The organism is Pseudomonas sp. Lz4W, assembly GCF_000346225.2.
In the GTDB taxonomy this organism is placed as follows: Bacteria; Pseudomonadota; Gammaproteobacteria; order Pseudomonadales; family Pseudomonadaceae; genus Aquipseudomonas; species Aquipseudomonas paraversuta.
Genome location: NZ_CP017432.1, coordinates 3723604 through 3736202, shown reverse-complemented (window position 1 = coordinate 3736202; position 12599 = coordinate 3723604). Strand labels below are relative to the sequence as shown.

12 protein-coding genes are annotated in these 12599 nt (G+C 56.7%); 8 read left to right on the top strand and 4 right to left on the bottom strand.

The window, feature by feature from the left end; all coding sequences use genetic code 11:
* Positions 1-253 precede the first annotated feature (253 nt).
* On the top strand, positions 254-1303 hold the full coding sequence (locus B195_RS17070; RefSeq protein WP_003440836.1) for an MBL fold metallo-hydrolase: 1050 nt from the start codon (positions 254-256) through the stop codon (positions 1301-1303).
* A 2-nt stretch (positions 1304-1305) separates the two neighbouring features.
* Here B195_RS17070 and B195_RS17065 read toward each other — a convergent pair whose 3' ends face one another.
* The 4 genes from B195_RS17065 to B195_RS17050 form a co-directional block, all read right to left on the bottom strand.
* The gene (locus B195_RS17065) at positions 1306-1623 is read right to left on the bottom strand and encodes a helix-turn-helix transcriptional regulator (protein WP_003440839.1); all 318 of its coding nucleotides are present in this window, start codon (positions 1621-1623) and stop codon (positions 1306-1308) included.
* A 249-nt stretch (positions 1624-1872) separates the two neighbouring features.
* Positions 1873-3123, bottom strand: coding sequence for a ribonucleotide-diphosphate reductase subunit beta (locus B195_RS17060; protein ID WP_003440841.1), 1251 nt, complete (start codon positions 3121-3123; stop codon positions 1873-1875).
* A gap of 496 nt (positions 3124-3619) precedes the next feature.
* Positions 3620-3838 (bottom strand): hypothetical protein, encoded by a 219-nt coding sequence (locus B195_RS17055; RefSeq protein ID WP_003440844.1) that lies wholly within the window; start codon positions 3836-3838, stop codon positions 3620-3622.
* A 142-nt stretch (positions 3839-3980) separates the two neighbouring features.
* Positions 3981-4244, bottom strand: a complete 264-nt coding sequence (locus B195_RS17050; protein WP_003440846.1) for a DUF2790 domain-containing protein — start codon at positions 4242-4244, stop codon at positions 3981-3983.
* Positions 4245-4660: 416 nt separating this feature from the next.
* Between B195_RS17050 and acs the strand changes: the two genes are divergently transcribed.
* From acs to argR, 7 genes are all read left to right on the top strand, one after another.
* Entirely contained in the window at positions 4661-6616 is a 1956-nt protein-coding gene (gene acs, locus B195_RS17045) for an acetate--CoA ligase (RefSeq protein WP_003440848.1), read from the top strand.
* Between the two features lie 512 nt (positions 6617-7128).
* A complete protein-coding gene (locus tag B195_RS17040) occupies positions 7129-7914 on the top strand; it encodes an ABC transporter substrate-binding protein (RefSeq protein WP_003440850.1) in 786 nt (261 codons plus the stop codon).
* 91 nt (positions 7915-8005) lie between these two features.
* Positions 8006-8695, top strand: coding sequence for an ABC transporter permease (locus B195_RS17035; protein WP_003440853.1), 690 nt, complete (start codon positions 8006-8008; stop codon positions 8693-8695).
* Complete coding sequence (locus tag B195_RS17030) at positions 8692-9390, top strand: ABC transporter permease (protein ID WP_003440855.1); 699 nt, start codon at positions 8692-8694, stop codon at positions 9388-9390. Before B195_RS17035 ends, B195_RS17030 begins: the two co-directional genes overlap by 4 nt.
* 2 nt (positions 9391-9392) lie before the next feature.
* Positions 9393-10505: a succinylglutamate desuccinylase/aspartoacylase family protein gene (locus B195_RS17025; RefSeq protein ID WP_003440858.1), complete on the top strand. Its 1113-nt coding sequence runs from the start codon at positions 9393-9395 to the stop codon at positions 10503-10505.
* 23 nt (positions 10506-10528) lie between these two features.
* Positions 10529-11293, top strand: a complete 765-nt coding sequence (locus tag B195_RS17020) for an ABC transporter ATP-binding protein (RefSeq protein WP_003440860.1) — start codon at positions 10529-10531, stop codon at positions 11291-11293.
* A gap of 122 nt (positions 11294-11415) precedes the next feature.
* Complete coding sequence (argR, locus tag B195_RS17015) at positions 11416-12396, top strand: transcriptional regulator ArgR (RefSeq protein ID WP_003440864.1); 981 nt, start codon at positions 11416-11418, stop codon at positions 12394-12396.
* Positions 12397-12599 lie beyond the last annotated feature (203 nt).

The window sequence follows — 12599 nt, the reverse complement described above, 5'->3', positions numbered from 1 at the left end:
GGATAGTGGAGTGCGTCTTTGCCATGGGACAGCACTGCTGATCTTTGATATTCAGCGAGTAGCGCGTTGTGGATTTTTACGCTGGCAACATCCGGATAACAACTCAGCGTGTGGGGCCGTTCTCATCAATACTGGCTCCGTTGGTATCGGCAGGCCGGTCGGTGTGACTCTGTCCGAATGCGCTGAGTTACGTTTGACCCTCTACGGCTCGAAAAGCAAGCCTGATAATCATTCATTACTGAGGTTTGAAAGAATGACACGCGACTCAGCCAGTTCAGAGGCGCTTAAACCCGCAGAGCGTCATCAAGGAGCATTTCGCAACCAGCAGGCACGGCCGCCTTCCAGTCTGGGCAAGACGCTGGGGATTTTCTGGAAGATGTTCTTCCATAAACCTGCGAATACACGCCCGGCAGGGGCGGTTCCGGTCAACTCATTGAGTCGCCGGCAATTGGAGGAGGCGCCGGATTTTAGTGTCTACCGGTTGGGGCATTCGACCCTCTTGCTCAAACTCAAAGGCAAATACTGGCTGACCGACCCGGTGTATGCCGAGCGCGCCTCGCCGTTCCAGTGGGCGGGCCCCAAGCGTTTTCATGCGCCACCCATCAGCCTGGATGAGCTTCCGCCCCTGGAAGCAGTGATCCTGTCACACAATCACTACGATCATCTTGATCAAAAGACGGTGTTGCAGCTGGCCGCCAAAACCAGGCATTTTCTGGCCCCGCTGGGTGTGGGGGACTTGCTGGTCAAGTGGGGAGTCCCCGCCAGTAAAGTTCAGCAACTGGATTGGTGGCAGCAAACACAGCTGGCAGGCATTCGTTTTATAGCTACTCCGTGCCAGCATTTTTCTGGTCGCGGGTTGTTTGATCACAACCAGACGCTCTGGGTGTCGTGGGTCATGATCATTGACGAAGTACGGATTTTCTTCAGTGGTGACTCCGGGTATTTCGACGGTTTCAAACTGATCGGTGAACAGTTTGGGCCGTTTGATCTGACCCTGATGGAAACGGGGGCCTATAACGTCGACTGGCCTGACGTGCACATGCAGCCCGAGCAGACCTTGCAGGCCCATATCGACCTGAAAGGTCGCTGGTTATTGCCTGTCCACAACGGCACCTTCGATCTGGCCTTTCATGCCTGGCATGAGCCTTTTGATCGTATCGTGGCGCTGGCGGAGCAACGCAATATTCTGATCACAACGCCATCAATGGGGGAGGCGTTCAACCTGTTGCAGCCTCACCCCGGGCGTGCATGGTGGCTGGAAGTACAAACCATGCAGGACACCCCGGGCAAGAATGGCAAATAAGCTTATTCAAGCAGTGCGAAGTCTTCACGACCTGTCGGATCGGGGGTTGTGCCGCGGATGTTGCCGCCGCGACCTGGCGCGAACCCCGGGAAGAACACCAGGCCTTCTGCTTCCAGGCTATAAGCCAGAGCCAGTCGAGTGACATCGCGAATGGGCTCGCCGGCTTCAAAACGCTGGATGGCGGGGACTGAAACCCTGGATTTCTGACTCAGTTGCTCGAAACTCCAGTCGAGCATTTGCCGCGCCTGGGTGCAGTGCAGCGGGGTGAATTGATTGATGATGATGCGTTCCAACGTACTGTGCATGGCTGGATTGGGCATGACGATTCTCCGGGGCTGAGTCAGTGCTTGAAAATATACTGTGTTTTTATACAGTTGTTTTTAAAGGCAATCAAACCCGTTTTTCTGATCAGTTCCGGGGTGGAGCTCTCACCCGAAAAGCCCTCGTTTCAGGCGTTTTGCATTACAGGTAACAGTCGAAAATTTCGATACGTGCACGACAAATATTGCGCCCAATAAAAAGGGCCGCCTCGCGGCAGCCCTTTTAAACAGCGTATGACCAAACCGGAATCAATCCCAGCTCAGTGCGCCGCCAGTCTGGTACTCGATAACCCGTGTCTCGAAGAAGTTTTTCTCTTTCTTCAAGTCCATGATTTCGCTCATCCATGGGAACGGGTTAGTGGTGCCCGGGTATTCTTCTTTCAGGCCGATTTGCGACAGGCGGCGGTTGGCGATGAACTTGAGGTAGTCCTCCATCATGGCCGCGTTCATGCCCAATACACCGCGTGGCATGGTGTCACGTGCGTATTCGATTTCCAGCTGAGTACCCTGCAGGATCATCTGCGAGGCCTCTTCCTTCATTTCAGCGTCCCACAGGTGCGGGTTTTCGATTTTGATCTGGTTGATCACATCGATGCCGAAGTTAAGGTGCATGGATTCGTCGCGCAGGATGTACTGGAACTGCTCGGCGACGCCGGTCATCTTGTTGCGACGACCCATCGACAGGATCTGGGTGAAGCCGCAGTAGAAGAAGATGCCTTCCAGAACGCAGTAGTAAGCGATCAGGTTGCGCAGCAGTTCCTTGTCGGTTTCAACGGTGCCGGTTTCGAACTTCGGATCGGAGATCGAACGGGTGTACTTCAGGCCCCAGGTAGCTTTTTTAGCGACCGACGGGATCTCGTGGTACATGTTGAAGATCTCGCCTTCATCCATGGCCAGGGATTCAATGCAGTACTGGTAGGCGTGGGTGTGGATCGCCTCTTCGAACGCTTGGCGCAGGATGTACTGGCGGCATTCCGGGTTGGTGATCAGGCGGTATACGGCCAGTACCAGGTTATTGGCAACCAGGGAGTCGGCGGTGGAGAAGAAGCCCAGGTTGCGCATCACGATGCGGCGTTCGTCGTCGGTCAGGCCTTCCGGGTTTTTCCAGAGGGCGATGTCGGCGGTCATGTTGACTTCTTGCGGCATCCAGTGATTTGCGCAACCGTCCAGATACTTCTGCCATGCCCAGTCGTACTTGAAGGGTACGAGCTGGTTAAGGTCGGCGCGGCAGTTGATCATCATCTTTTCATCGACGGCAACGCGGGCGCTGGCGCCTTCGAGCTCGGCCAGGCCTTCCGCGATGTCGAGATTGTCCAGGGCTGCCTTGGCGCGCTGGATTGCAGCGGAGTCAGAAGCAGTGACTGCACGGGCTTCCTGAGCCGCAACGCCGCCAGCAGCGTCAAGGCGGTCCATGTTGGCTTCGGTTGCGTGGCCGGCATTGGCGCCTTTGACAGCGACTTCACCTTCCTCTTCTTTGTCGAATTCGTCCCAGCTCAGCATGACGTGTCGTCTCCTGCGTGAGGGCCTGTGCCCGTGTGGTAACACTGATTGTTTGGTTGTCACACGGCCATAGGCCACTTGGATCTAAGAAATGTTGCTGCAGTAGCGATGTACGCACGCAAAAACATGAATATATTCGGGGGCTGTCCCGGCTGTCGCTGAGGGGATGCTGTCTGTTCAGCATCTCACCCTGGCCCAGAAGGCCGGAGCTACGTGGTTTACAGCCCGCTCAAGGGGTATGGAACACCCTTTGGATGGCGGCAGTATACGGCTTTTGTACAGGGTATTTCAGCCAGTTTTTTTTCGTACGATGCGACGAAATGCCCTAAATCCGGCCTGGACTTGAGCATGGCCGTTGCTGGGCGAGGGTTTGCTTGCGAGGAAGTATTTCTGGTGTGTACCGGGGACCACGAATGTGGTGTGGCTTTGATGGGGCGAGGGGCGGTGGCGGGGCAGACTACGCCCGGTCGAAACCGGGCATCAAGTCGATACGCTGTCAGCTCAGGCGATGGCCGTTGGTGCGATCGTAGCCGTCTTCGGCAAAAGTGGCCGAGCGGGTGCTGTCGTAACCGTCTTCAGCAAAGCTGGCCGAGCGGGTGTTGTCATAGCCGTCTTCAGTAAAGGTCGCTGAATGGGTGTGGTCATAACCGTCAGCGGCAAAGGCGCTACCTGCAAGTACAGACATGCTTAAAGCCAATATTAATGCGCGTTTCATGGGTTTAACTCCTGGCGATTGAGGCGCAGGCAGGCAACTTTTCAATGCGCAATAAATAGCGCTGTAAGTTGCAATAAAGTGCCGCGTTGGATCGCGTTAACAAGGGATGTAATTAAGTAGCGGGGGATTTGTAAGTTGCGGATCAGCCGTTGGAACAGCCGTTGCCCATTACCCGGTATTCAAGGATGTGCTGGGTGCCTTGCGAGTCTTCGTAGACCATCTGGGCCGGCACCACTTCGCAAACACTGGGGATTTCGCTCATGGAGATGACCTTGGCGATATCCAGCTCGGAAGAGTAGGAGTACTGTTCTACGGCGGGTTGCGGGTGTCCGGCAGGCATAGTTGCTTCATCCGCCAGGGCGGTTAAACACACACTGCTGAGGGCCAGAACTAACAACGCTTTCATTTCGTAATTACCTGTTTTTGGTCGAGTGGGATCACACAGCCCTTGTGGGGCTGCGTGTAAAACTTAATGAGTTAAGAGCGATTAAACATGCCTTCGTGGGGGCTGTAACTTGTATCAATCGCAGTGCCTTGGTTGGCGAGGTCAATTTTAGGCCCGGGCGGTACAGGCATAAAGAGGGGGTTTTGATAAAGACTGTTGACAGATTCTGCAACAATCGTCGAAAACAGACCCGGATTTGGTTTTTGGCAATTCCTGAATCAAAGGATAAAGCGCTGTAAGTACTGTGCTTGAGGCTTCGGCAGAGAAATCAGGGTTTTTCCGGGTATTTCTTACTACCAACGTCGAATGGATCTCATGCCCCGGCCCGGCTAAAACAGGGTCATAAAACAACAACTACAAACATCGAGGTATGAAACATGAGTGCCGCTTCCCTGTATCCCGTACGCCCTGAAGTAGCAGCCAATACGCTGACCGATGAGGCGACCTACAAGGCGATGTACCAGCAGTCCGTGGTCAATCCCGATGGCTTCTGGCGCGAGCAGGCTCAGCGTCTCGACTGGATCAAGCCGTTCACCACCGTCAAGCAGACTTCTTTCGACGACCACCATGTCGATATCAAATGGTTCGCCGACGGCACGCTTAACGTTTCCTACAACTGCCTGGATCGCCACCTTGCCGAACGCGGCGATCAGGTTGCGATTATCTGGGAGGGCGATGATCCTTCCGAGCAGCGCAACATCACCTACCGCGAACTGCACGAAGAAGTGTGCAAGCTCGCCAATGCGTTGCGCGGTCAGGACGTTCACCGTGGCGACGTAGTAACTATCTATATGCCGATGGTGCCCGAAGCTGTGGTCGCCATGCTGGCCTGTACCCGGATCGGTGCCATTCACTCGGTGGTGTTCGGTGGCTTCTCGCCCGAGGCGCTGGCAGGACGCATCATCGACTGCAAGTCCAAGGTGGTGATTACTGCCGACGAGGGCGTGCGCGGCGGCAAGCGTACGGCGCTCAAGGCCAATGTCGATGTGGCACTGACCAACCCTGATACCTCGAGCGTGCAGAAAATCATCGTGTTCAAGCGTACCGGCGGTGATATCGCCTGGTACAAGCACCGAGACATCTGGTATCACGACTTGATGGCCGTGGCTTCCACCCACTGTGCGCCAAAAGAGATGGGCGCCGAAGAAGCGTTGTTCATCCTTTATACCTCCGGCTCCACCGGCAAGCCCAAAGGGGTGCAACACACCACGGGCGGTTATCTGCTGTATGCCGCGCTGACCCATGAACGCGTATTCGACTATCGTCCCGGCGAGGTCTACTGGTGCACGGCTGACGTCGGCTGGGTAACCGGTCACACCTATATCGTCTACGGCCCCCTGGCCAATGGCGCGACCACACTGCTGTTCGAAGGCGTGCCGAACTATCCGGACATCACCCGGGTGTCGAAAATTGTCGACAAGCACAAGGTCAACATCCTCTACACCGCGCCAACGGCCATTCGCGCCATGATGGCCGAAGGTCAGGCTGCGGTTAAGGATGCTGACGGTTCAAGCCTGCGTCTGCTGGGTTCGGTAGGTGAGCCGATCAACCCGGAAGCCTGGAACTGGTACTACACAACCGTGGGTAAAGAGCGTTGCCCCATCGTTGATACCTGGTGGCAGACCGAAACCGGTGCTTGCATGATGAGCCCGCTGCCGGGAGCCCATGCGCTCAAGCCGGGTTCTGCGGCGCGTCCATTCTTCGGTGTGGTGCCGGGGCTGGTGGACAACCTGGGCAACCTGATTGAAGGTGCGGCGGAAGGCAACCTGGTGATCCTGGATTCGTGGCCGGGTCAGGCACGCACCCTGTATGGCGATCACGACCGTTTTGTCGATACCTACTTCAAGACCTTCCGCGGCATGTACTTCACGGGTGACGGGGCCCGTCGCGACGAAGACGGTTACTACTGGATCACCGGCCGGGTGGACGATGTGCTTAACGTTTCTGGCCATCGCATGGGGACCGCCGAGATCGAAAGCGCGATGGTGGCTCACCCGAAAGTCGCCGAGGCGGCTGTTGTAGGCGTGCCCCACGACATCAAGGGGCAGGGCATTTATGTCTACGTCACCCTCAATGGCGGTGAAGCGCCAAGTGAAGAGCTGCGTCTGGAGTTGAAAAACTGGGTGCGTAAAGAGATAGGTCCGATTGCCTCGCCGGATGTCATCCAGTGGGCGCCAGGCTTGCCGAAAACCCGATCCGGCAAAATCATGCGCCGTATCCTGCGCAAGATCGCCACCGGTGAATATGACGGTCTGGGGGATATTTCCACCCTGGCCGACCCGGGTGTGGTGCAGCATTTGATCGAAACCCACAAGAGCATGAAGCAGGCATAAACCTTCTTTGCGCTCCCGAACCCCGCCCGGCATTGCCCGGCGGGGTTTTTATTTGGCGGCTGGCGGAGTTGGGGGTGCCTCGGGCAGTGTTACCGCAGGTGTAACCAGGCGCACAAAAACGGGGCCTTGCGACACCAAAAGCACCGTTTTAGAGCTGTTTTGACTCCCCTGAAAAATAAGATGAAACGCTACACTTGCCGGAATAGAAGGCTTTGCGAATAATAGGCCCGCTATTTGCAACTCACATAGGTTCTATGTCTTTTGCTCTTGCATGAATTCGAAGAGCTGTCAATGACTGGAGTCGCATTTCTCGATGCATCTGTAATTTGTTGTCGCATTGGAGAAATAACGGCTTGAAGCCTGTCGTTAGAATGCCGATCACTCGCTCGTCGTCGTTGTGCTGATATCAGTGCATCGCCAGTAGGACGTGGCGCCGCATTCCCGGTTTAACCTCCGCATCTTGGGCTAACGCTCATTCTGCATTTATTGCCCTTTACCGATGGAGTCCTAAGATGAAGAAACTCGTGCTTCTTGGCGCCCTGGCACTGTCCGTGCTGTCCCTGCAGGCTTTCGCTGATCAAAAACCGCTGAAAATCGGTATTGAAGCCGCTTATCCTCCGTTTGCCTCCAAGGCGCCGGATGGCAGCATCGTAGGTTTTGACTATGACATCGGTAATGCTCTGTGCGAGCAGATGCAGGTCAAGTGTGTGTGGGTCGAACAAGAATTCGACGGCCTGATTCCGGCGCTTAAAGTGCGCAAGATCGACGCCATCCTGTCCTCGATGTCGATTACCGAAGACCGCAAAAAGTCTGTCGACTTCACCAACAAGTACTACCTCACTCCGGCGCGTCTGGTGATGAAGGACGGTGCTGTGGTCAGCGACAGCCTTGACGAGCTCAAGGGCAAGAAAATCGGCGTGCAGCGCGGTTCGATTCACGACCGTTTCGCCAAGGAAGTCTTTGCACCCAAAGGCGCAACTGTCGTGCCTTACAGCTCGCAAAACGAAATCTACCTGGACATCGAAGCCGGTCGCCTTGATGGCACCGTGGCCGACGCCACCCTGCTCAATGACGGTTTCCTGAAAACCCCGGCTGGCAAAGGCTATGCCTTCGTAGGCCCGCAATTCACCGACGTCAAATACTTCGGTGACGGCGTGGGTATCGCGGTACGCAAGGGCGACAAAGAGCTCAAAGACAAGATCGACACCGCGATCACGGCTCTTCGTGACAACGGTAAATACAAGCAAATCCAGGACAAATACTTCGACTTCGATATTTACGGCCCAGAAGCCAAGTAAACCGTCGCAGCGGTAAGTCCGAAATGGCGCAAGCAACAGGATCTCTGAAGTTTGCGCCATTTTTTCATCCTAATTTTCGAGGACCTGAATCATGTTGAAAGGCTACGGGGCTGTCATCCTCGATGGCGCTTGGCTGACGCTTCAGCTCGCCTTGTCGTCCATGGCCCTGGCCATTGTTCTAGGTCTGATCGGTGTTTCCTTGCGCCTGTCGCCGGTGCGCTGGCTGGCCTGGTTGGGCGATCTGTATTCAACGGTTATCCGCGGGATACCCGATCTGGTGTTGATCCTGCTGATTTTCTATGGCGGTCAGAATTTGCTGAACAACGTTGCGCCGATGCTGGGCCATGACGATTACATTGACTTGAACCCTCTGGCTGCGGGTATCGGCACCCTGGGCTTTATTTTTGGTGCATACCTGTCCGAAACCTTTCGCGGGGCCTTCATGGCGATCCCCAAAGGTCAGGCCGAGGCGGGCATGGCTTATGGCATGAGCAGCTTTCAGGTGTTTTTCCGGGTATTGGTACCGCAGATGATTCGCCTGGCGATTCCGGGGTTCACCAATAACTGGCTGGTACTGACCAAGGCGACGGCCCTGATTTCAGTGGTCGGCTTGCAGGACATGATGTTCAAGGCCAAGCAGGCGGCGGATGCCACCCGCGAACCCTTTACTTTCTTTCTGGCCGTGGCGGCGATGTACCTGGTGCTGACCAGTGTTTCGCTGTTGGCGCTGCGACAACTTGAGAAACGCTACTCGGTAGGCGTAAAGGCGGCTGATCTATGATCTTCGACTACAACGTCATTTGGGACAGCATGCCGCTGTACCTGAATGGGCTGCTGGAAACCCTTAAACTGCTGGGCATCTCGCTGTTTTTCGGTTTGCTGGTGGCTGTGCCGCTGGGTTTGATGCGGGTCTCCAAGAAGTCCTGGGTCAACTTTCCGGCCTGGCTGTACACCTATGTGATTCGCGGTACGCCGATGCTGGTCCAGCTGTTTTTGATCTACTACGGTCTGGCTCAGTTCGAGGCCGTGCGTGACAGCTTCCTGTGGCCGCTACTGTCCAGTGCGACCTTCTGTGCCTGTCTGGCGTTTGCCATCAACACCAGTGCCTACACCGCCGAAATCATTGCCGGTAGCCTCAAGGCCACACCCAATGGCGAGATCGAGGCAGCAAAGGCCATGGGCATGTCGCGCTACAAAATGTATCGCCGTATTTTGCTGCCGTCGGCCATGCGCCGGGCACTGCCGCAATACAGCAACGAAGTGATCATGATGTTGCAGACCACCAGCCTGGCTTCCATCGTGACGCTGATCGACATCACAGGTGCGGCACGCACGGTCAACGCGCAGTACTACCTGCCGTTCGAGGCCTATATCACCGCCGGTGTGTTTTACCTGTGCCTGACGTTCATTCTGGTGCGCCTGTTCAAACTGGCCGAGCGCCGCTGGCTGGGCTACATGGCCCCGCGCAAGGCCTGACCATGGAACGTATCGATCATGTACTGCCATGGAGCAGCCTGGGAACCGAGCGCCAGCTGACGGTGTTCCGTTTCGGTACCGGCGAGCGCAAGGCCTACATTCAGGCCAGCCTGCATGCTGATGAGCTGCCGGGCATGCGTTGCGCCTGGGAACTGAAAAAGCGCCTGGCCGAGCTTGAACTGCAGGGCGCCCTGAACGGCGTGATCGAACTGGTGCCTGTGGCCAATCCGCTGGGGTTGGGACAGTTGCTGCAAGGCAACCACCAGGGGCGTTTCGAGTCCGGCAGCGGCAAGAACTTCAACCGCGATTTCGTTGAGTTGAGTGCCCCCGTGGCAGCTGCGCTGCAAGGGTGTCTGGGGGATGATCCCCATGCCAATATCCGTCTGATCCGTCAGGCGATGCTTGATGTGCTGGAGCAGTTGCCACCTGCTGCGAGCCAGTTGCAGGGCCTGCAGCGGGTACTGTTGAGCCATGCCTGTAATGCGGACATCGTGCTCGACCTGCATTGCGATGCGGAGGCGGCGTTGCACATGTACGCCTTGCCCCAGCATTGGCCGCAGTGGCGCTCCCTGGCCGCGCATCTGAACATGCGGGTTGGATTATTGGCCGAAGACTCCGGCGGCAGCTCGTTCGATGAAGCCTGTTCGTTGCCGTGGTTGCGCTTGCAGCGCCAGTTCGCCGATGCACAGATTCCCCTGGCGTGCATGGCTACCACCCTGGAGCTGGGCGGGCAGTCCGATACCGGACGTCCAGAGGCCCAGGCGTATGCCGAAGCCATTCTGGCGTTTCTGGCCGAGCAAGGTTTGATTACCGGGGACTGGCCGGCCGCGCAGCACCCGGCGTGCGAAGGCATGCCGTTCGAAGGCACCGAACTGTTGTACGCACCGCACCCCGGTGTGGTGAGCTTTTTACGTCCGGCGGGCGCCTGGGTTGAAGCCGGCGAGCCGCTGTTTGAAGTGATTGATCCTTTATCTGACCGGGTCAGTACGGTATGCGCGGGTACGGCCGGCGTATTATTTGCCGTTGAGCGACTGCGTTATGCCCAACCCGGTTTCTGGCTGGCTAAAGTGGCGGGGCGTGAGCCTCTGCGTCACGGGCGCTTGCTCAACGACTGACTGTTTTTGTGAGAACCGACAACATGTACAAACTTGAAGTCCAAGATCTGCATAAACGCTATGGCAGTCACGAAGTGCTCAAAGGCGTTTCGCTGGCCGCCAAAGCAGGTGATGTGATCAGCATCATCGGTTCCAGTGGCTCTGGCAAAAGTACCTTTTTGCGGTGCATCAACCTGCTTGAGCAGCCCCATGCCGGCAAAATCCTGCTCAATGGCGAAGAACTCAAGCTGATTGCCAACAAGGACGGCGCGCTCAAGGCCGCTGATCCCAAGCAACTGCAGCGCATGCGTTCGCGACTGTCGATGGTGTTCCAGCATTTCAATCTGTGGTCGCATATGACTGCGCTGGAAAACATCATGGAAGCACCGGTGCATGTACTGGGCATGTCCAGGGCCGAGGCCCGGGAAAAGGCCGAGCATTACCTGAACAAAGTGGGTGTTTCCCATCGCAAGGACGCCTACCCGGGGCATATGTCCGGTGGCGAACAGCAGCGTGTGGCGATTGCCCGGGCGCTGGCGATGGAGCCTGAAGTCATGTTGTTCGACGAGCCGACTTCAGCCCTCGACCCGGAGCTGGTGGGTGATGTGCTGAAAGTGATGCAGGATCTGGCACTCGAAGGCCGGACCATGGTTGTGGTGACCCACGAAATGGGCTTTGCCCGTGAAGTGTCCAACCAGTTGGTGTTTTTGCACAAAGGCATTGTTGAAGAAAGCGGCGATCCGCGTGAAGTACTGGTAAACCCGCAATGCGAGCGTTTGCAGCAATTCCTGTCGGGCAGCTTGAAATAACTGCAGCTATAAGACTGCCTCTGTGCACCAAAATAGGTCATGCTCCGCGTCTCGCGCAGTTGGCCCAGGCTGAGTGTTGGCGCATTTGGTTTTCCTTCTGTTTTCGTTCCGGATAGCACGCTATGACCGCCCATCGAATTGGTTTCCTTATTTGGCCCAGCACCAAAGCCTTGACCCTGGCGCTGGCAGAGGAAGCGTTGCGTGTTGCTCAGCGCGTGCACCCCGAAGTCGTTTACGAGTTGCTGTTTTTACAGGCCGAACCGCCGGCAGAGGGCGCCTGGCAGTTGCCCGGTGAACCCTGGACGGGCAAGCTGGAAGGCTGCCAGAAACTGTTTTTGCTGGCTGACGAACCCCCGGCGACCATCGCGCCGGCCCTGAGCAGCGCACTCAAGCAATTGGTGCGCGCGGGCTGTGTGATTGGCGGGCTGTCGGCAGGGGTTTACCCGCTGGCGCAAATAGGTTTGCTCGATGGTTATCGTGCTGCCGTGCACTGGCGCTGGCAGGATGATTTCGCCGAGCGCTTCCCTAAGGTGATTGCCACCAGTCACTTGTTTGACTGGGACCGCGATCGTCTGAGTGCTTGCGGCGGCCTGTCGGTACTGGATCTGCTGCTTGCAGTGCTGGCCCGGGATCATGGTGCCGAGCTGGCGGGCGCGGTCTCCGAAGAACTGGTGGTGGAGCGCATTCGTGAAGGCGGCGAGCGCCAGCGTATTCCTCTGCAAAACCGTCTGGGTTCGAGCCATCCCAAGCTGACCCAGGCCGTGCTGCTGATGGAAGCCAACATTGAAGAGCCGCTGACCACCGACGAAATTGCCCAGCATGTCTGCGTGTCTCGCCGGCAACTGGAGCGGATATTCAAGCAATACTTGAATCGTGTTCCGAGCCAGTACTATCTGGAGTTGCGTCTGAACAAGGCGCGTCAGATGCTGATGCAAACCAGCAAGTCGATCATTCAGATCGGCCTGTCGTGCGGCTTTTCATCGGGGCCGCATTTTTCCAGCGCCTATCGCAACTTCTTTGGCGCAACGCCTCGTGAAGATCGCAATCAGCGTCGCAGCAGCAGCCCGTTCGAATTGTCATCGGCGCCTGCCGAGCGCGGCTGAGAGTCAGCGGCCTGGTTTTGCCTGAGTGCGCCCCGCAACAGGATGAGCAATCAAAGTGCGTTGATGCTGCCGAAAAGTCGGCCCAGCGTTTAAACTGCGCCTTTGTGACGGAATATGTCGCATTGCCGCAAGCCTTGGAAAATCGTGGTAGGACGCTGTAAGAAGTTGTCGCTTGGCGACAAGGCTTGCCCCCCGCGTGTCCT